We start from the raw sequence: 18,625 nt of genomic DNA on the forward strand, positions 1-18,625 counted from the left end.
CAGGATTCGGATCATGATGGAAGATTTCTCGTACGCCCAACCCCTGGCCAGCCAGCCCGTCACGGGCCAGGCCCTGCCGCTGTCGCCGCGCGACGAGCGTGCTAGCCTACTGGTGATCGCGGACCATATGGATGCGGCCGATCTGGCGGCGGTGGCCGCCGCGGCGGGCTTCCGCTTGCTTGGCGTTGCCGCCCTGGCCGACGCCCCGGTCCGGCTCGACCTTCAGGCACAGTGCGACACGGTCCTGTTCTTCTGCCCGACCATGACGCCGCTGCTGGAACGGCTACTGGTGCAACTCGAAACCCAGGCGATCCAGACCGGCATGGCGGTGATCCTGGTCGCCGGGTGGGACACGGTGGAACTCGCCTTCGCCTGCCTGCGCAGTCCGCACACGCAACTGCTCTGCGATCCCGACCGTACCGAACTGGCCGCGGCGCTGGTCGCCGCGGGCGAGCATCGGCCGGTCGTCGGCCATGTCCATGAAGTCGATCGGGAAGGCGCCCGGCTCCAGCAATTGAGCGAGGAGGTCGGCCGCCTCGCCCGCACGCTGGACGCGCTGACGGAGCGGACGCGGATGGCGACGCCCAGCTTCGATCTTGGCCCGCGCATATCTGACCGACCGAGCGACTATATCGGGATGCCCGCCCTGGCCCCGATCGGCGCGCCGTTGCAGCCTGTGGAAAAAGCCGCGCCCGCCATCACTGCGGCCCAGGTCCGCGACCTGCTGCGCGCGCGGCGTCTTCGTGCGGATTTCCTGCCCGGCGACCTGTTCGCCGATCCGGCGTGGGACATGATGCTGGACCTGCTCGCCGCGCGGCTGGAGCATGAGCGGGTATCTGTGTCGAGCCTCTGCATCGCCGCCGCCGTGCCGCCGACCACCGCACTGCGCTGGATTCGCACGCTCACGGACAAGGGCTTGGTGGAGCGGCAGGCCGATCCGCATGACGGCCGCCGCGTCTTTATCGCCCTAGCGCAGGAAGCCGCCGACGCGCTCATTCGCTGGTTCGGCGTCACCCGCCGCCTGCGCAGCGTCTGACTGCGCCTTCCACCCTTGACCGGCGCGCTTTTTGCCGTAGATAGGCGCTCTCCCGAACGGGGGCGATTAGCTCAGTTGGTAGAGCGTCTCGTTTACACCGAGAATGTCGGCGGTTCGAGCCCGTCATCGCCCACCAGTTTCGCCGATAAAGAAGCCATCTTGGGGATGGCTTCCGACGGAACTCCCGGAGCTAAGCGGAGAGCTTCCCGACACCCAACCCGATACGATCCGCAACCGTAATGTTCATCGTGCAGCAAGCATCGATACGCCACCGTTACGGTATGCCATTTGCAGCCTTTTTCAGCGGCACGATCATGCCCCTTTTGCTGATGCTGTCGCCGCTGGCGGTGATGGCCGCCGCATTAACCGCGCCGAGCGACCATATACCCCGCACATGTCATCATCCGCCATTGATGTGATGGCGGATATTGCGGCGCAGCGCAGCCGCTGCTAATCCCGCATCCCATGATCCAACCGCCCGAAATCCTCCGAGTCTCCAAGTCCCGCGTGTCCTGCGACGGTAGTGGCGACATCCCCGCCGCGCTTGGCCATCCGCGCATTTTCCTGGAGATCGACGAACATGGCTATGTCGATTGCGGCTATTGCGATCGGCGCTTCGTGTTGATCGGCGGCGCAGCGGACAATGGTGACGTCGCAAACAAGCCCGACATCGCATCGGGCGCCAGCCTCTAAAATTTCCATTGGGCTTGTCGGCGGGTGCTCCTATATCAAGGGCATGACCGACATCGCTCCCCTGTTCACCGACGCCCGCGGCCTGCTCTATCGTCCCGGCTTGCTCGATCCCGATGGCGCACGCCGCCTGACCGCCGAGGCGTTGAAGGCCTGCGACGACGGCGAACTCTATCTGCAATATCGGGCGAGCGAGAGCTTCGGCCTCGACGACGGTCGCCTCAAGACCGCCGATTATTCAACGGACGCGGGCTTTGGCCTGCGTGGCGTATCGGGCGAGATGACCGGCTTCGCCCACGCCAATGACATTAGCGAGGCGGCGATCCGCAAGGCGGCGCAAACACTTGCGCTGTTGGACCCGGCCAATAGCCCGCCCGCGCCGCCGCCCCAGCGCACCAATCGCCACCTTTACACCGACGCCAATCCGCTGGAGATCGTCCCCTTCGCCGAAAAGGTGCAGCTATGTGCCGAGATCGACGCCGCTGCCCGCGCCTGCGATCCGCGCGTCGCGCAGGTATCGGTCAACCTGGCCGGCAGTTGGTCGGTCGTTGAGATCGTCCGCGCCGACGGCTTCACCGCGACCGACATCCGTCCGCTTGTGCGTCTGAACGTTTCCATCATATTGGAGGAAAATGGCCGCCGCGAAACCGGTGTGTTCGGGGTGGGCGGGCGCTATCTCTATGACGAGGTGATGGACCGCGCCGTGTGGAACCGCGCCATCGACGAAGCGCTGGCCCAGGCACAGGTGAATATGCGATCCATCGCCGCCCCGGCAGGCGAAATGACCGTGTTGCTCGGCCCCGGCTGGCCCGGCGTGCTGGTGCATGAGGCGATCGGCCACGGTCTGGAAGGCGATTTCAATCGCAAGGGCACCAGTGCTTTTTCAGGCCGTGTCGGCCAGCGCGTAGCAGCGCCCGGCGTCACTGTGGTCGATGATGGCAGCATCCTCAATCGCCGCGGCTCGCTCTCCATTGATGACGAAGGCACGCCGACGCAGGAAAATATCCTGATCGAGGACGGCATCCTCAAGGGCTATATGCAGGATCGCCTGAACGCGCGGCTGATGGGCGTCGCGCCCACCGGCAACGGCCGCCGCGAAAGCTATGCCCATGCGCCCATGCCGCGCATGACCAACACTTTCATCAAGGGCGGGCAGGATGATCCGGCCGAACTGCTCAGTCGCATGAAGTCGGGCATCTTCGCCAAGAGCTTCGGCGGCGGACAGGTCGATATCGTGTCGGGCAAGTTCGTCTTCTCCTGCACCGAAGCCTATAAGGTGGAGAATGGCCGGCTTACCGACCCGATCAAGGGCGCGACCCTGATCGGCGACGGGCCGACGGCGCTGACCAAGGTGGTCGGCATCGGTAACGACTGGGCGCTGGACGAAGGCATCGGCATGTGCGGCAAGGGCGGGCAGAGCGTGCCGGCAGGCGTAGGCCAGCCAACGCTGCTGATGGAAGGCCTGACGGTGGGCGGCACGGCGACCTGACAGGCGCGCCCCCGGCCGTCGATGCGGCGGCCGGAGCCTTTCGCGGCCATGAGTGGCCGGAACCGGGACGGCCGTCCGTCATTGGTTCTGTATGAACATGTTGACCGACAGCCATGATGCAGTGACGGCCGATTGGGCCGCGGCGCTGCTTGATTTCTGGTTCAATCAAGTGGGCGAGGCGGGCTGGTGGCGCCATGACCGGTCGCTGGATCGGCAATGCACAATCGGCTATCATCAATTGTGGCAGGACAAGCAAATCCTGTCGGCTGAAACTTTTCTCAACCGGGCCGATGATGCGCTCGCGGCGGTTCTGCTGTTCGACCAGATGCCGCGCAACATGTTTCGCGGCACCGCGCAGGCCTTCGCCACGGACGCATTGGCGCGAGAGGTAGCGCGTGGCGCGATCGCCCAGGGCTATGATATTCAGATCGGCGGCGCGGGTCGGCTGTTCTTCTACATGCCCTTTCAGCATAGCGAAGCGATCGAGGATCAGACATTGTCGCTGAGCTTGTTCGACGGGGCGGGCGATGAACGGTGGCTCGATTTTGCGCGCCAGCACCATGCAACCATCGCCCGCTTCGGCCGTTTTCCGCATCGCAACGCCGCGCTTGGCCGCGAAACGCGGCCTGAAGAGGCAGAGGCGGCGGCAGAAGGTGCGGGCTGGTAAACTGCCCATTTTTTGGGCAGCCATCGTCCGCTGCCCATTTTTTCGGCGCTGCACCATAGTCCGTCGCGACCCAAGCCCGCATTAACGCGCCTTTAGCATATTGGCACGCCTCTTGCTGAGTAGTCCCCGCACACCAATAACAGGGGGCGACATGAAACTTGTCATGGCTATCATCAAGCCGTTCAAGCTTGACGATGTCCGCGAGGCACTCTCCTCGCTCGGCATCGCAGGAATGACGGTCAGCGAAGTGAAGGGCTTCGGCCGCCAAAAGGGGCAGACCGAAATCTACCGCGGCGCCGAATATTCGACGAATATGGTCCCGAAGATCAAGATCGAGGTAGTCTGCGACGACGACCTCGCCCCGCGCGTGGTCGAAGCGACCCAGGCGGCCGCCAATTCGGGCGCCATCGGCGATGGCAAGATCTTCGTCCTCGATGTCGGTCAGGCCGTGCGCATCCGCACCGGCGAGACCGGCGAAACCGCGCTGTAAGAAGGGGGAAATAATGACCTTTTCCAAGAAACTTTGCGGGGTTGCGGGGGCGATAGGCCTGTCCCTGCTCGCCGCGTCTCCGGCGCTTGCCGCCGCTGGCCCGGTCAAGGCGCCGGACGCCGCCGCCATGGCTGGCATGGTCAACAAGGGCGACGTCGCCTGGATGCTGATCTCGGCCGCTCTCGTGCTGATGATGTCTATCCCCGGCCTCGCACTCTTTTATGGCGGCCTGGTCCGCACGAAGAATATGCTGAGCGTCCTGATGCAGGTGTTCATGATCGTTTCGGTGGCCGGCCTGGTCTGGTGCTGCTGGGGCTATTCCATCGCCTTCACCAGCGGTGGCGACAACCACTTCTTCGGTGGCCTGTCCAAGGCGTTCCTGATGGGCGTCGATGGCACCACGTCCGCCGCGACCTTCAGCAACAATGTCTATATCCCCGAACTGGTGTTCGTGGTGTTCCAGATGACCTTCGCCATGATCACCCCGGCCCTCATCGTCGGCGCCTTTGCCGAACGCGTGAAATTCTCGGCGCTGATCGTGTTCGTGGTCGCCTGGCTCACGGTCGTCTATTTCCCGATGGCGCACATGGTATGGTATTGGGCCGGCCCGGACTTCCTGGCTGACGCATCGACCGATTCCGGCTTGCTCTGGGGCTGGGGCGCTCTGGACTTTGCTGGCGGCACTGTCGTTCACATCAACGCGGGCATCGCGGGCCTGGTGGGCTGCCTCATCATCGGCAAACGCATCGGCTTCCCCAAGGAATCGATGGCGCCGCACTCGCTGACCATGACCATGATCGGCGCGAGCCTGCTGTGGGTCGGCTGGTTCGGCTTCAACGCTGGCTCCAACCTGGAAGCCAATGGCGTCACTGGCGTCGCCTTCATCAACACCATGGTCGCCACCTGCGCGGCGGCCGTAAGCTGGGCGCTGGTCGAACAGTTCCATCATGGCAAGGCTTCGCTGCTGGGCGCCGTGACCGGTGCGGTTGCCGGCCTGGTCGCCATCACCCCGGCCGCTGGCCTGGGCGCGCCGATGACCTCGATCGTGCTGGGCTTCGTCGTCTCGCCGATCTGCTATCTGTTCGTGGCCTTCGTGAAGGGCAAGCTGGGCTATGACGACAGCCTGGACGTGTTCGGCGTCCATTGCGTCGGCGGCATCGTTGGCGCTATCGCCACTGGCATCGTCGCATCGCCGGCGCTGGGTGGCCAGGGCGTGTTCGACTACACCGTCTTCCCCGCCGCCTTCGACGCCAGCAGCTACTCGATCGGGAACCAGGTCGTCATCCAGATCAAGGCCGTCCTCTTCACCCTGGTTTACTCCGGCGTGCTGAGCGCGATCCTCTTCTTCGTGATCGACAAGACCATCGGTCTGCGTCCGAGCGCCGACGCCGAGCAGGAGGGTCTCGACCTCTCCAGCCATGGCGAACGCGCCTACAACTACTGAGATCGGCAGGGCGGCCCGCCTGTCGGGCAAGGGCCGCCCGCCTCACCTTGTTCCTCCTGCGAACATGCCTTGGGGTCGGTACGAAAGTACCGGCCCTATTTTTATGCGCGCGCCGGTATGGCCACATCGACCGATGTCGTGCGTCAGGAAAAGTTCGCGCAGAGGCGCAGAGCCAAGGAGCCGCTATCCTCCGAGATTCTGCCGCATGGCCCCCTATTTCAGATCTTGGGGCGGGTCCAAAGGGATGTGGAGCGCGGTGCATCCGCCGGCCAACGCCGGGCGCGGCCGATCACCTGGACCGCCGCCCGCGCTACCCAGCCCAGCTTTTCGCGCTTGGCCGTGACAACACGATGGTCCCACGCCTGCTCGCCGCGGCGCGCGACTTCGCGGGCGATGTCGCCATAGATGCCGGCGGCCGCCAGCACCGCCCAGGCAGCGCGGGACGGCAAGGCGCCGGTGCCGTGGCGCGCACTGTCCTCATAGGCGGCGGCCATGTCCGCCATCCTGCGGGCCAGGATCGCCAGCCGCGGCCGTGCCCATGGCTTCATATGCTCGCCCGGCGGGATATCCATCTCGGCCAGCCACTCCTGGGGAAGATAGCAACGGTCAGCCGCCTCATCCTCACTGATGTCGCGCGCGATATTGGCCAGCTGGAAGGCGAGGCCCAGGTCGCAGGCGCGATCGAGCGTCGCGCGGTCGCCGGGATCGACCCCCATCAGCACCGCCATCATGCAACCGACCGTGCCTGCGACATGATAGCAATAGAGCAGCATGTCGGCTTCGCTCCGCGGACGCCAGTCGCGGGCGTCGAGCGCGAACCCCTCTATCAGATCATGGGCATAGCGCTCGGGGATGGCGCATTCCCGCATCACGACGCCGAAACCGTCAAAGGCTGGATCGCCGGTCGGCTCCCCGCGCAGCGCCATGTCGGTCAGGACACGGATAGTTGAGAGGCGCGCCTGCCCATCGGTCACGCCCTGCAATGTGCCGCCATGATCCTGTCCGTCGGCGATGTCGTCGCACTTGCGGCACCAGGCATAGAGCAGCCAGGCGCGCTCGCGGGTTTGCCGGTCGAACAGCTTGGAGGCCATGGCGAAGGATTTGGAACCGCGCGCTATGCTGTCGCGGGCATGGGCGACTAATTCTCCCCTCCCGCCTGCGTTGGCCGGCGGCACGTAACTCCGGCCAAGGATCGGGGGAAGGTCTGTTAGGTCCATAGGCAGGACATGCCCTCCCCTAACCCCTCCCGCAAGCGGGAGGGGAACTATAATTTCAGAGCCGATCCGCCTTCATCGCGAAGATCGTCTCATGCGGCTGGTAGGCGGCCATGGCGTCGACCAGCGCGTCGATGCCATCGGCATGGATCATGATCCCGGCATGCTGGGCGCGGATGAATCCGGCCTCCACCATCTGCCGGTTGAAGGCGATGAGTTGGTCGTAGAAACCCGCGACGTTGAGCAGGCCGACGGGCTTGCTATGATAGCCGAGCTGCGCCCAGCTGATCGCTTCCCATAATTCGTCCATCGTGCCGACGCCGCCCGGCAGCGTAACGAAGCCGTCGGACAAGTCGGTGAAGAGCTGCTTGCGTTGGTGCATCGTCTGGACGACGTGCAACTCCGTGCAGCCGCGATGGGCGACCTCCGCGCCGACCAGCGCTTCGGGAATAACGCCGATCACCTCACCGCCCGCCTCCAGCGCCGCGTCCGCCACCGCGCCCATCAGGCCCAAGCGCCCCCCACCGTAAACGACGCCGATGCCGCGCTCCGCCAAGGTGCGGCCGACATGGCGCGCCGCGTCGATATAGGTCAGGTCGGCGGGGGTCGCCGATCCGCAATAGACTGCCAGTCTCTTCATTACTTCCGTCCGTGGGCCTAAGCCCCTATTTCAAATCGTCCAGCATCAGCGCCGCGGTCGCCTTGGCGCTGCCCACCACGCCAGGGATGCCCGCGCCGGGATGGGTGCCGGCCCCTACCAGATAGAGATTGGGAATGACATCGTCGCGATTATGCGCACGGAACCAGGCGCTCTGGGTCAACAGCGGCTCCAGGCTGAAGGCGCTGCCCATATGGGCGTTCAAATCCCGGCCGAAGTCGCTTGGCGCATAATGGAACTGGGTGACGATGCGCGATCGGATGTCGGGGATCAGGCGGTGCTGGATTTCGTCCAATATCCGCTCGGCATAGGCCGGGCCGAACTGGTCCCAGTCGATCGGCAGCTTGCCCATATGCGGCACCGGGGCGAGCGCATAGAAGGTCGAATGGCCATCCGGCGCCATCGACGGATCGGTGACGGTCGGGTGATGGAGGTAGAGCGAGAAATCCTGCGGCAGCACGCCATGATCGTAGATGTCGGTGAGCAGCCCTTCATAGCGCGGGCCGAACAGGATCATGTGGTGCGGGATGCCGGGCCAACTGCCCTTGATACCGAAATGGAGGACGAACAGGCTGGGCGACCAGCGCTTATTGGCCAGCTTTTCGCCCTGCTTCTGCCCACGGGGATGATGGCCCAGCAGGTCGCGATAGCTGTGCATCAGGTCCGCATTGGTAGCGATGGCGTCCGCCTCCCCGCGCCAGCCCGATGCGGTGTGGACCGCGGTCGCCTCGTCGCCATAGGTTTCGATCCGGGTGACGGCGTCGCCCAAACGCAACGTGCCGCCCAGCCGCTCGAAATGCGTCGCCATGCCCTGGACCAGCCGATTGGTGCCACCCTTTGCGAACCAGACCCCGCCATCCTTCTCCAGCTTGTGGATCAGGGCGTAGATGGCGCTGGTCTTCATCGGATTGCCGCCGACCAAAAGCGTGTGGAAGGAGAGCGCCTCACGCAGCTTTTCATTCTTCACATAGCTGGAAACGACCGAATAGACCGAGCGCCAGGCCTGATATTTCGCCAGCGACGGCGCGGCTTTAATCATCGAGGCGAAGTCGAGGAAGGCGACCGAGCCGAGCTTGCGATAGCCCTCTTCAAAGACGCCAGCAGCATAGTCGCAGAAACGGTCGTAGCCCGCGACATCGCCCGGATCGAGCTTGGCGATTTCGGCGCGCAGCGCGGGTTCGTCATTGCTGTAATCGAAATTGGTGCCGTCGCGCCAGTTGAGCCGGTAGAAGGGCGATACGGGCATCAGGGTGACGTCCTGCGCCATGTCATGCCCCGAAAGTCGCCATAATTCGTTCAGGCAATCGGGATCGGTAATGACGGTGGGACCGGCGTCAAAAGTGAAGCCGTCTTTCTCCCACATGTAAGCGCGCCCGCCGGGGCGATCGCGTCCTTCGACCAGGGTGGTGTCAATGCCGGCGGATTGCAGGCGGATGGCCAGCGCCAGGCCGCCAAAGCCTGCGCCGATGACGATCGCTGTCCTGTTGGTCATCAGGCGGGCGGGTTCCATAATGTTCGCATGGCGTCCCTTATGGGTACAGGCGGGCGTCCGCACAAGATGCGCAAACGGTCAGTCGGCGAAGAACGGCCGGCGTAGAAGCGCTGGATCAGGTCGGCGCGCAGGCGGTAGAAGCGGGCGAAGATGCGCCAGCGCTGGTCGGGGACCGCGGCGCCGAACAGCATCTTGCCAAGAAGCCGATAATAGCCGCCGCGCCGCCAATGCGCCTTGGCATGGGCGCGGGTCGCCGCGGGCAGGCCATCGAGCGGCTGATCGGCCAGCCAGCGCGCGAATCGCACGGCGTCGGGCAAGGAATAGCCTGTCATCGGCTGGAACAACCCAGCGCGCACGCCGGCGCGGGCGACCGGATCATCCTTGGGCCAATAGCGATCGAAGTCGCCGCCATGGACGACCGGGAGGACGCCCTGTTCGCGATGCACCACCTGGCCCTGCCAGCCCTTCGCCTGCGCATAGGCGGCGATGCGGGCGTCCAGCGTGGCCACATCCAAGTCGGGCGTGTTGCTATAATAGGTATCCTCAATGAAAATGGTGCGATCGTCCCAGGGCAGCAGATAGATAAAACGGTAGCCGTCGATCTGATCGACGGTCGCATCCATGATCACTGGGCGCTCGACACCATGGGGCGCGTCGCACCGCAGCGCGTGGCCGACGAACTTCTGCCAGCCGCAGCGCAGGGCTGACAGGTCCCCTGCCCCGCGAGCATCGATGACGGCGGATGACCGGATTGTGCAGTGGTCAGCTAGTTTGACCGACTGCGGGCCGACCTTTTGCACCGTCGTTCCGGTCAGCAGCCGGTCGCCCAATGTGCGTTCGAGTGCGACGGCGAGTTGGACAGTTGAAACGCTATTATAAGGCGTAGCCAGATCCCGCGCATGCCCGGGAAAGCGCACTGCATGACCCTGCGGCCAGCGATGGGCGACGAGCGGATCGACGAGCCAGCGATCGGCGGGCGCGACGTCGCCGTCGAAGAAGGACCAGATATGGTTGCCGCCGGGCCGCGCGCCCTGTTCGACCAGCAGCAGCCGCACCTCTGGCCGCAACGCGGCGAAGGCGAGCGCGATCAGGCCGCCCGCCAAGCCGCCGCCGATGATCGCCAGGTCGCAGTCCAGATCGCTCGTCATGGCCACGGTGATAGGGGAGCGTCGCATTTTGATCCACCCTTGGTTTTATCGCGAATATAGTATAGGGGAGTACCCTATGCATATTGTTGCGGATCGGGATAAATTGCTGGCGCGGATACGCCGGATCGCAGGACAGGTTGCCGCGGTGGAGCGGCAATTGTCCGGCGATGCGGGCTGTTCCGAGACGTTGCAACTGGTGGCGTCGGTGCGTGGCGCGGTCGGCAGCCTGATGGAGGAACTGATCGAGCAGCATATGCGCGAGCATGTCGCCCGACCGGGCCTGTCCGACGCGGCCCGCCAAGCCGCAACCGAGGAAATGCTGGCACTGATCCGCCGTTATGGGAAGTAGAGATGCACAACGATCACCAGCATAGTGGCCATGGCCATCACGGGCATGATGATGCCGATCATGGCGCGCGCCCCGGTCCAGTCGGCATGTCCGACGACGGCGAGGAAAGCCATTATTTCGACCATATCTATCTGTCGGCCGGGCATGATCAGAATGCCAAGCGGACAATGTGGGTCGTTTGGCTGACCGCGGCGACGATGGTGGTGGAGATTGCCGCCGGCTGGATGACCGGATCGATGGCGCTGCTGGCGGACGGATTCCATATGGCGACCCATGCCGGCGCGCTGGCGGTGGCAGCGGCGGCCTATGGCTATGCCAAGCGCCATGCGCGCAATCCGCGCTATACATTCGGCACCGGCAAGGTAGGCGATCTGTCGGGCTTTGCCTCTGCGCTGCTGCTGGGCGTCACCGCCCTGTTCATCGCGGTCGAATCGGGCATGCGCCTGTTCCAGCCCATTCATGTCGCCTTTGGCGAGGCGACGCTGGTCGCGGTCGTGGGACTAATCATCAACATCATCAGCGCGCTGCTGCTGGGCCATGATCATAGCCATGACCACGAGCATGACGAGCCAGGTCACGATCACAAACATGGCCATGCCGACAATAATCTGCGCGCCGCCTATGTGCATGTGCTGACCGACGCGCTGACGTCGGTACTGGCGATCGGCGCTTTGCTGGCCGGGCGCTATCTGGGCTGGTGGTGGATGGACCCGGCCGTCGGCCTGTTGGGCGCGGTGGTGATCGCGCGCTGGGCCTGGGGCTTGATGAAAGATACCGCCGCGATCCTGCTGGACACCGCGGAACCGGCGCTGATGGCGCTGGTGCAGCGGGAGGCGGAGGCCGAGGGTGCGATCATTCGCGACCTCCACGTTTGGCGCATTGGCCCGCACGCCCACGCCGCGATCCTGAGCCTGGCGCCAGGCGCAGATGGTGCGGCAGTGCGCCATCGGGTGCGCGCCCTGCCCCGCATGGAGCATGTGACGGTAGAGTGCGGCTAAGGCCGTTCATCCCAGCGGACCAGCATCACCGCCCCGCTCCGATCGACGGCCAGTTCGCCAAAGGCGCCGGTGCGCAATTTGAGCGCGCCCATTGGCAGACCGGCGGCGATCAGGGCAAAGCGCGCTGCGCCGTTACTGGTGACGAGCAGGTCGATGCCGGCTCCGCCCTCTGCCAGGAAGGTGCGCCAGGCGGCAATGCGGGCTTCGGCATCCACGATCCAGCCGTCGGGCGCGATGGCGCGTTCGTCCCAGTCGGCGAGCGCCTGCGCGCCAATGCGGGCCAGCACTTCGGCCTCCGGCCGCCCTTCGTCGGGGCCATGGTCGACCTCCCCCAACCAGTCGCGCGTGCCATCGGCGGCATGGCCGGTCGCCGCGGCGATGCGATCGGCCGTTTGACAGGCGCGCAGCAGCGGACTGGTGAGGAGACGATCGATCGGCAACGCCTGACGTGCGAACCAGTCGCCCAGCCGATCCGCCTGGGCATGACCGCTTTCCACCAACGGAATATCGGTACGGGCGCCCACGCGGCAAGCGTCTGCGCTGCTGGCGAAAGTATTGCCGTGGCGGATGATGAACAGGCGACGCATGGCGGCGGCGATCAGAGCGGCGGGGTGGGATCGCCATAAAGGGCGATCAGCGCCTCGACCCGGCTGATGTCGGCCTCCGTATCGATGCCGCTGCTGTCGAAACGCGGCGGATCGACGGCGACGGTCATGACCGGGATGCCCAGTTCGAGCAGGCGCAACTGCTCCAACCCCTCCAGATTTTCCAATAGCGTCGGCGGGCAGGCCTCAAACCGTTGCAGCGCCTCGATCGCATAGCCATAGAGGCCGACATGCCGCCAGACGGGGGATCGGGGATCGGTTTCGCGCAGTTTGTCCTCATGGCGGATCGCCGGAATGATCGTCTTGGAAAACCAGAGCGCGCGGCCATCTGGCGCGCGGGCGCAGGTCGTGCCGCTGAAGGGCGAGCGCGTCTTATGGTCCCGCAGCGCATCGAGCGCGGGCCAATCGAGCGCGATGACCGGGGTGGCGACCGGCGCGCCATTCTGCAGCGCGGCGATCACTGCGCCCAGCGCGCCTTCCGGCTGGAAGGGCGAATCGCCCTGAAGATTGACGACGAAGCGCGGGGACGCGGGTTGCGCCTGCGCGGCGGCGAGCGCACGGCCCGATCCGGTGGCGATCGCACTGTCGGTCATCACCGCATCACAGCCCACAGCGCGGGCATGGTCGGCGATCGCATCATCATCGGTGGCGACGGTCAGGGCGACGTCCGCACGGGCACCGATCGCCGCCCGCGCCATCGCAATCGTGCGATGCAGCAGCGTCCGTCCCGCGATGAGGCGAAGCGGCTTGCGCGGTAGCCGGGACGAACCCGCCCGCGCGGGAATGACGACGAGAAGGCTCAGGCAACCCCGGCGTGGAGCAGGTCATGCATATGGACCGCACCGATCAGGCGACCATTTTCGCAGACGAAGAGTAGCATGATGTTGCGTTCATGCATCAGGCGCATCGCTTCCGACGCAAGTTCGTCGGGACCGACGGCCAGCGGCTTCAGCGTCATGGAGCGGCCCACCGCCTCGGTCAGGTTCTGCTTGCCGGTTACGGTACGGCGCAGGTCGCCATCGGTAAAGGCGCCGATCAGCCGGCCGTTGCGATCGACGATCGCGGTGCCACCCAGGCGGGCGCGCGTCATTTCGATCGTGGCGTCCAGCAGCGAGGCATCTTCCTGCACCATCGGCACGTCGTCGCCGGTGGCCATGAGTTCACGCACCTTGACCAACTGCGCGCCGAGCCGGCCATTGGGGTGGAATTTGTGGAAATCATCGGCGGAGAAACCGCGCATTTCCATCAACGAGATCGCCAGCGCATCGCCCAGCGCCATTTGCACCGTGGTCGATGTGGTGGGGGCGAGCGAATTAGGGCAGGCTTCTTCCACTTCCGGCATCACCACGCACATGTCGGCCGCCATCGCGACGGTGCTGTTGGGCTGGGCGGTGATGGCCACCAGCGGAATGGCGAAGCGCTTGCAATAATGAATGATCGGACCAAGCTCTGTCGATTCGCCCGAATGGGACAGCATCAACACGGCGTCGTCCGGGGTCACCATGCCAAGGTCACCATGACCGGCATCCGCAGGGTGCAGGAAAATGGCGGGCGTGCCGGTAGAGGTGAGGGTGGCTGTCATTTTCCGAGCGACGATGCCGCTCTTGCCGATGCCGGTGACGATGACGCGACCACGCACCTTCATGATGACGCCGATCACGCGCAGGAAAGTGGCGGCGAATTCGCGTTCGGAGAATTTGGCCTCCAACGCATTGAGCCCGAAAGCTGCGATCGAGAGACTGCGGCAGGCAGTCTCCACGATACGGCCGCCGGAGCCGAACGGTACGATCTTTGAAGCTGGTGTCGACACGCGTTTGCCCTTTTATCCGCTTTCTCGCAGCCGGATTGTCCGACCGGATCAACGGCGACGAACCATCGTATTCGATGCGTCGTCTTTCCCTAGTTCCGCGACCCCTAGCTGGTTTTGCAACCAGCATCGGATCATGGCTTACGCTGTTTCAGGCACTTATGGCAATCCATTTTGCAACTGCGAAAGAAAATTCGCAGCACTCCCCGACAGTTAAACCTGTCGGTTACAAGGTGAACTGATGATTTACGGCGACAAGCCGTGGAACCATATCCTATTTCTGATGCGTACCATGCAGGCCGTCATCGGATCATATGATAGTCGCGATACCATTGCACGAATCGCGGCACGCCCGATTCGATTCCCGTTGTGGGAGCGAAACCAATATCCTGCGAGATCGCGCTGATATCTGCATAGGTGGCCGGAACGTCGCCCGGCTGCATCGGCTGGAAGTCGATCTGTGCCTTATGACCCAGCGCATCTTCCAACACGGCGATCAGGTGCATCAGTTCCTCTGGCCGGTTGTTGCCGATATTGTAGAGCCGGTGCGGCGCGCGACTGCCCCCTGCCTTGACCGCGCCGTCATCGGCAGGCGGATGATCCAGGCAGCCTATGATGCCATTGACGATATCGTCGATATAGGTGAAGTCGCGCTGCATCCGGCCATGGTTGAACACCGGGATCGGTTCGCCCGCCAGGATCTTGGCGGTGAAGATCCACATCGCCATGTCGGGGCGGCCCCAGGGGCCGTAAACGGTGAAGAAACGCAGGCCGGTCATGGGAATGCGGAAGAGATGGGCATAGGTTTCGCTCATCAGTTCATCGGCCCGCTTGGTCGCGGCATAGAGCGAGACGGGATGATCGGCGCGGTCCTCGACCCGGAAGGGTAACGTGTCGTTGCCGCCATAGACCGAGGATGAGGACGCGTAGACCAGGTGCCGCACCCGCCGTTCCCGCGCCAGTTCCAGCATGTTGACATGGCCGGCCAGGTTGGAACGGACATAGGCATGGGGATTGATGAGCGAATAGCGCACCCCGGCCTGCGCGCCGAGATGGACGATCGCCTCTATCACCTGATCGGCCAGGGCGGCGTGCAGCGCGTCGAGGTCCGCGAAATCCAGTTCGTGGAAGGTGAAGAGCCGACCATGGGCCGCCCGCAAATGCGCGATCCTGGCGCGTTTCAGCGACACCGGATAATAATCGTTCATATTATCGATGCCGACCACGGCATGGCCCTGCGCCAGCAGCCGGTCGGCGACATGCATGCCGATAAATCCGGCAGCTCCGGTAACGAGGATGGTCATGCATTTCTCTTTCGGCCTGGGTGCGGATACGCGGCCCCTGCCCCGTCTCGGACAATGTGGCACGGCTTGTAAAGCCCTGATCCGCCGCAAGCCGATCGGCCATGCCTAGGCTTTGGCCGATCTTTACCGCCCTATAATCTTTACCGGCTAAGCGAAGGCTATGGACATGGCATCCCATCCCAAGCCCCCGGCCCCGGTTCCCGATCTGGCCGGGCAAGGTCAGCGCGAGCGTTGGCTGGCGTTGGCGCTGGACGCAGCGGAGGCCAATGCCTTCTACGCGCCCGACATGTTGGGTGCCGCGATCGACCATCTGGCCGGTGACGGAGACGTCCAACTGATCGAAGCGCGCGACGGCGACATGGCGATCGGCCTGCTGCCGGTCGTCCGCAAGTCGCGTCATGGCCGCCTGCCGATCGGCTGCGTGGCGAACTGGATGCACGTTCATTGTTTCTTCGGCGCGCCTATCATCCGCAGGGGGTATGAAATCGCGGCGTGGCGCAGCTTTCTGGCGCAACTGGACGCTGCGCCCTGGGCGCGCGGTTTTCTGCATCTCGAAGCGCTGGATGCTGCGGGGGCCAACGCCTCGGCGCTGGAGGCCCTATGCGTGGAGCAGCGGCGCGGGCGGTTGGAAATCCATCGCTACGACCGCGCCATGCTGCGGTCGGCGCTGAGCGCCGACGCCTATTGGGAAACCCAGGTCCGGTCCAAGAAGCGCAAGGAATTGCGCCGCCTGCAAAAAAGGCTGGCGGAGATGGGGGCGGTCGAGACGCGCCTGTTGGACGACGAAAACGATCTGGTGGGCTGGTGCGACGATTTCCTGGCGTTGGAGGCGTCTGGCTGGAAGGGACAGGAAGGCACCGCGCTGGCATGCAAGCCGGCCGATGCCGCCTTCTTCCGCGCCGCCTGCGCCGCTGCGTTCGACGCCGGACGCCTGCATATGCTGCGGATCGACCTGGACGACCGGGCGATCGCGATGCTGGTCAATTTCCGCCATAGCGAAGGGGGTTTCTCCTTCAAGATCGCCTTCGACGAGACGCTGGGTCGCTTTTCGCCCGGCGTGCTGATCGAGATCGCCAATCTGCACGCGGTGCAGGCCGATCCGGCGATCGGCTGGATGGACAGTTGCGCCGCGCCCGATCATCCGATGATCGACAGCCTGTGGGCGGAACGGCGGACCATCGTGCAATATCGCATCGCCCTGCATGGCGCGGGCATGGCCCGAATGCAGCGCAGCGCCGCCTTCGCGCTCGCCAACGGGGTGGAGGCGATCGCCAGACAATTGAAAGGACAGGCATGACCGCCCATAGCCCGATCGCGCCGGCCGTCGACGCGATCTTCCCTGACGCGGCGCGCGCCGCCTTTGCCGCCGCCTATCCCGACCAATCGACCAAGCTGCACCATGGACTGGTCGGCCACAGCCTGCTGACGCTCGATGCGCTGGCGACGCTGGCCGAGCGGATGCCGAGTGCATCGGTCGAATATAATCTGGGCAAGCTGCCGCTGGGCGTGCGGCCGGAGGATACGCCGTCCAACGGGCTGACGCTGGGCGAAACCATCCGCACGATCGACACCAATGGCAGTTGGGCGGTGCTGAAGAATGTCGAGCGCGACCCGGCCTATGCCGCACTGCTGGATGCGGCGCTGGCGGAGCTGGCGCCGATCGTCGCGGAGCGGACCGGGCCAATGCTGCATCGCGAAGCATTCATCTTCCTGTCCTCGCCGGCCAGCGTGACGCCTTTCCATATGGACCCGGAGCATAATATCCTGCTCCAGATCATGGGTGTGAAGACGATGACCGTCTTTCCCGCGCGCGACCAGCAACTGGTGCCGGCGCAGAAGAGCGAGGATTTCCATGGTGGCGGGCATCGCAACCTCGTCTGGCAGGACGGGTTCAAGGCGCATGGTACGGCCGTTCGGCTGGAGCCGGGCGACGCCATCCATGTGCCGGTGAAGGCGCCGCATTTCGTCGAGAATGGCCCGACCGTGTCGGTCAGCCTGTCAGTGACATGGCGCTCGGAACGCAGCGTGGCCGAAGGCGAGTTGCACAGTTTCAACGCCCTGCTGCGCAAAAGGGGACTGCCGGTCGGCACGGTCAGCGCACGCCCCGAAACGCAGGGGATACGCCGCCTAGTCTATCGCATCATGCGGAAGCTGGGCGCTTAAGCAACCGGCGCAGCAGCGCTTCGGCTTCGAGGCGCGGGCTGAACCGTTCCAGCACCCACCATTCAAGCGATTCCTCGCAGGTGGCGAGGCTCTGCTTGTAGCGATCCTTGCCCGCCAGCAGCGAATAGCGGGACCGGCCGCGTGCGGCATAATGGCCGACCGCGGCCGCGTGGCACAGCAGGCCGGGCTTGTCCTTGCCGGTGCGGGGGGTGGCGAAGGCGGACTGGTAGTTCATCGCCACGCCGCGATGGACGAAATTGACCAGTAGCCCGACCACGCCGCCTTCATCGGTGAAGCGCAGCAGTTCCACCGCGCCAGATGGCAGGCCGCGCGCGGCGATGGTGGCGACGAAGCCGCGGAAACCGGCATCGTCCCAGGCATTATCGGCATGGCGGCCGCCGTTAAGCGCCGTCATCTCTTCCAGCCAGGGGGTGACGTCGTCCAGGCCGCCAACCGCGACATCGGGGAGCGGGCCGCCATGATCCTTCATTGCGCGGCGAATCTGGCTGCGCGTATTGGCGCTGAGCAGCGACAGATAATCGCCATCGGCGGCGCGCACAGCGTCGAGATCGACCTGATAGACGGGCGACACATCGACCCGGCTGCGGCGGCGCGCGGGCAGGCCGAGCAGTGGCGAATCGGGCCCGATCCCGCTGAGCGTCAGCGCCCGCCAGTCGCGGCGACGCGTAAGGGCAGCGACCGCGGCGGCGATCGCTTCCGCCTCCCGGCCCGTTTCGACCAGCAGGCCATTATATTCGACATAGGGCCGGTCGGCCTGCGGATCGCCCGATTGGTTGAGGCTGAGCGTCGCCACGCCGCCCAGCAGGCGCGGCTGTATCGCATGGCCAACCAGCGCCAACGCCACATCCCGTCCCGCTGCGTCGGTGACGGCCAGCAGATCGGGCCGGACGCCATAGCTGTCGAGCCATGCCCCGACCCAGGTCCAGCCGAGGAAGAAGCTGCCGTTCGATCGCGCCTCCAGCGCCTGCCAGCGCTCAGCCAGGGTCGCCCGGTCGGGCTGCGAGAAGGTCGCGGATAAAGTCATCGCGCCCTTGTGGCAGAGCGCGGGGG

20 protein-coding genes and 1 tRNA gene are annotated in these 18,625 nt (G+C 64.9%); 12 read left to right on the plus strand and 9 right to left on the minus strand.

Annotation, left to right across the window (positions count from 1 at the left end):
• The first annotated feature begins 16 nt into the window (after positions 1 to 16).
• From CEQ44_RS19495 to CEQ44_RS19525, 8 genes are all read left to right on the plus strand, one after another.
• A complete protein-coding gene (locus CEQ44_RS19495) occupies positions 17 to 1,036 on the plus strand; it encodes a MarR family transcriptional regulator (RefSeq protein ID WP_373443269.1) in 1,020 nt (339 codons plus the stop codon).
• A 60-nt stretch (positions 1,037 to 1,096) separates the two neighbouring features.
• Positions 1,097 to 1,172: transfer RNA gene (locus CEQ44_RS19500), tRNA-Val, on the plus strand.
• 103 nt (positions 1,173 to 1,275) lie between these two features.
• Positions 1,276 to 1,455 (plus strand): hypothetical protein, encoded by a 180-nt coding sequence (locus CEQ44_RS24105; protein WP_140419375.1) that lies wholly within the window; start codon positions 1,276 to 1,278, stop codon positions 1,453 to 1,455.
• A gap of 46 nt (positions 1,456 to 1,501) precedes the next feature.
• Entirely contained in the window at positions 1,502 to 1,729 is a 228-nt protein-coding gene (locus CEQ44_RS19505; protein ID WP_088185193.1) for a zinc-finger domain-containing protein, read from the plus strand.
• A 43-nt stretch (positions 1,730 to 1,772) separates the two neighbouring features.
• A complete protein-coding gene (gene tldD / locus CEQ44_RS19510; protein WP_088185194.1) occupies positions 1,773 to 3,215 on the plus strand; it encodes a metalloprotease TldD in 1,443 nt (480 codons plus the stop codon).
• Between the two features lie 91 nt (positions 3,216 to 3,306).
• Positions 3,307 to 3,882, plus strand: coding sequence for a DUF924 family protein (locus CEQ44_RS19515; RefSeq protein WP_088185195.1), 576 nt, complete (start codon positions 3,307 to 3,309; stop codon positions 3,880 to 3,882).
• Between the two features lie 151 nt (positions 3,883 to 4,033).
• A complete protein-coding gene (locus CEQ44_RS19520; protein WP_004209785.1) occupies positions 4,034 to 4,372 on the plus strand; it encodes a P-II family nitrogen regulator in 339 nt (112 codons plus the stop codon).
• Between the two features lie 13 nt (positions 4,373 to 4,385).
• On the plus strand, positions 4,386 to 5,816 hold the full coding sequence (locus tag CEQ44_RS19525) for an ammonium transporter (protein WP_088185196.1): 1,431 nt from the start codon (positions 4,386 to 4,388) through the stop codon (positions 5,814 to 5,816).
• Between the two features lie 218 nt (positions 5,817 to 6,034).
• On the opposite strand, the gene CEQ44_RS19530 is transcribed toward CEQ44_RS19525, so the two are convergent.
• From CEQ44_RS19530 to crtY, 4 genes are read right to left on the minus strand one after another with little or no spacing between them, the layout of a single operon-like run.
• Positions 6,035 to 7,033 (minus strand): phytoene/squalene synthase family protein, encoded by a 999-nt coding sequence (locus CEQ44_RS19530; protein WP_088185197.1) that lies wholly within the window; start codon positions 7,031 to 7,033, stop codon positions 6,035 to 6,037.
• Between the two features lie 55 nt (positions 7,034 to 7,088).
• Positions 7,089 to 7,670 carry a TIGR00730 family Rossman fold protein gene (locus CEQ44_RS19535; RefSeq protein ID WP_088185198.1) on the minus strand — a complete coding sequence of 194 codons (582 nt, stop codon included), beginning with the start codon at positions 7,668 to 7,670 and terminating at the stop codon, positions 7,089 to 7,091.
• Between the two features lie 25 nt (positions 7,671 to 7,695).
• Positions 7,696 to 9,198, minus strand: coding sequence for a phytoene desaturase (locus CEQ44_RS19540; RefSeq protein WP_256960048.1), 1,503 nt, complete (start codon positions 9,196 to 9,198; stop codon positions 7,696 to 7,698).
• A complete protein-coding gene (gene crtY / locus CEQ44_RS19545) occupies positions 9,180 to 10,328 on the minus strand; it encodes a lycopene beta-cyclase CrtY (protein ID WP_088185199.1) in 1,149 nt (382 codons plus the stop codon). Before crtY ends, CEQ44_RS19540 begins: the two co-directional genes overlap by 19 nt.
• 76 nt (positions 10,329 to 10,404) lie before the next feature.
• Between crtY and CEQ44_RS19550 the strand changes: the two genes are divergently transcribed.
• Complete coding sequence (locus CEQ44_RS19550) at positions 10,405 to 10,677, plus strand: metal/formaldehyde-sensitive transcriptional repressor (protein ID WP_088185200.1); 273 nt, start codon at positions 10,405 to 10,407, stop codon at positions 10,675 to 10,677.
• A 2-nt stretch (positions 10,678 to 10,679) separates the two neighbouring features.
• Entirely contained in the window at positions 10,680 to 11,675 is a 996-nt protein-coding gene (gene dmeF, locus CEQ44_RS19555) for a CDF family Co(II)/Ni(II) efflux transporter DmeF (RefSeq protein ID WP_088185201.1), read from the plus strand.
• On the opposite strand, the gene CEQ44_RS19560 is transcribed toward dmeF, so the two are convergent.
• The 4 genes from CEQ44_RS19560 to CEQ44_RS19575 all read right to left on the minus strand — a co-directional run bounded on the left by CEQ44_RS19560 (position 11,672) and on the right by CEQ44_RS19575 (position 15,391).
• Complete coding sequence (locus tag CEQ44_RS19560) at positions 11,672 to 12,262, minus strand: histidine phosphatase family protein (protein ID WP_088185202.1); 591 nt, start codon at positions 12,260 to 12,262, stop codon at positions 11,672 to 11,674. The genes dmeF and CEQ44_RS19560 overlap by 4 nt on opposite strands.
• Positions 12,263 to 12,273: 11 nt before the next feature.
• Positions 12,274 to 13,083, minus strand: coding sequence for a 3-deoxy-manno-octulosonate cytidylyltransferase (kdsB, locus tag CEQ44_RS19565; RefSeq protein ID WP_088185203.1), 810 nt, complete (start codon positions 13,081 to 13,083; stop codon positions 12,274 to 12,276).
• Complete coding sequence (locus tag CEQ44_RS19570) at positions 13,080 to 14,039, minus strand: SIS domain-containing protein (RefSeq protein ID WP_088185204.1); 960 nt, start codon at positions 14,037 to 14,039, stop codon at positions 13,080 to 13,082. Before CEQ44_RS19570 ends, kdsB begins: the two co-directional genes overlap by 4 nt.
• Before the next feature lie 350 nt (positions 14,040 to 14,389).
• On the minus strand, positions 14,390 to 15,391 hold the full coding sequence (locus tag CEQ44_RS19575) for an NAD-dependent epimerase/dehydratase family protein (protein WP_088185205.1): 1,002 nt from the start codon (positions 15,389 to 15,391) through the stop codon (positions 14,390 to 14,392).
• A gap of 160 nt (positions 15,392 to 15,551) precedes the next feature.
• On the opposite strand from CEQ44_RS19575, the gene CEQ44_RS19580 reads away from it, so the two are divergent.
• Both CEQ44_RS19580 and CEQ44_RS19585 read left to right on the plus strand, forming a co-directional pair.
• A complete protein-coding gene (locus CEQ44_RS19580) occupies positions 15,552 to 16,688 on the plus strand; it encodes a GNAT family N-acetyltransferase (RefSeq protein WP_088185206.1) in 1,137 nt (378 codons plus the stop codon).
• Positions 16,685 to 17,554 (plus strand): cupin-like domain-containing protein, encoded by an 870-nt coding sequence (locus CEQ44_RS19585; protein WP_088185207.1) that lies wholly within the window; start codon positions 16,685 to 16,687, stop codon positions 17,552 to 17,554. Before CEQ44_RS19580 ends, CEQ44_RS19585 begins: the two co-directional genes overlap by 4 nt.
• Here CEQ44_RS19585 and CEQ44_RS19590 read toward each other — a convergent pair.
• A complete protein-coding gene (locus CEQ44_RS19590; protein ID WP_088185208.1) occupies positions 17,532 to 18,599 on the minus strand; it encodes a GNAT family N-acetyltransferase in 1,068 nt (355 codons plus the stop codon). The two genes, CEQ44_RS19585 and CEQ44_RS19590, sit on opposite strands and share 23 nt — an antisense overlap.
• Positions 18,600 to 18,625: the final 26 nt, after the last annotated feature.

The organism is Sphingobium sp. Z007 (assembly GCF_900013425.1).
Lineage (GTDB): Bacteria > Pseudomonadota > Alphaproteobacteria > Sphingomonadales > Sphingomonadaceae > Sphingobium.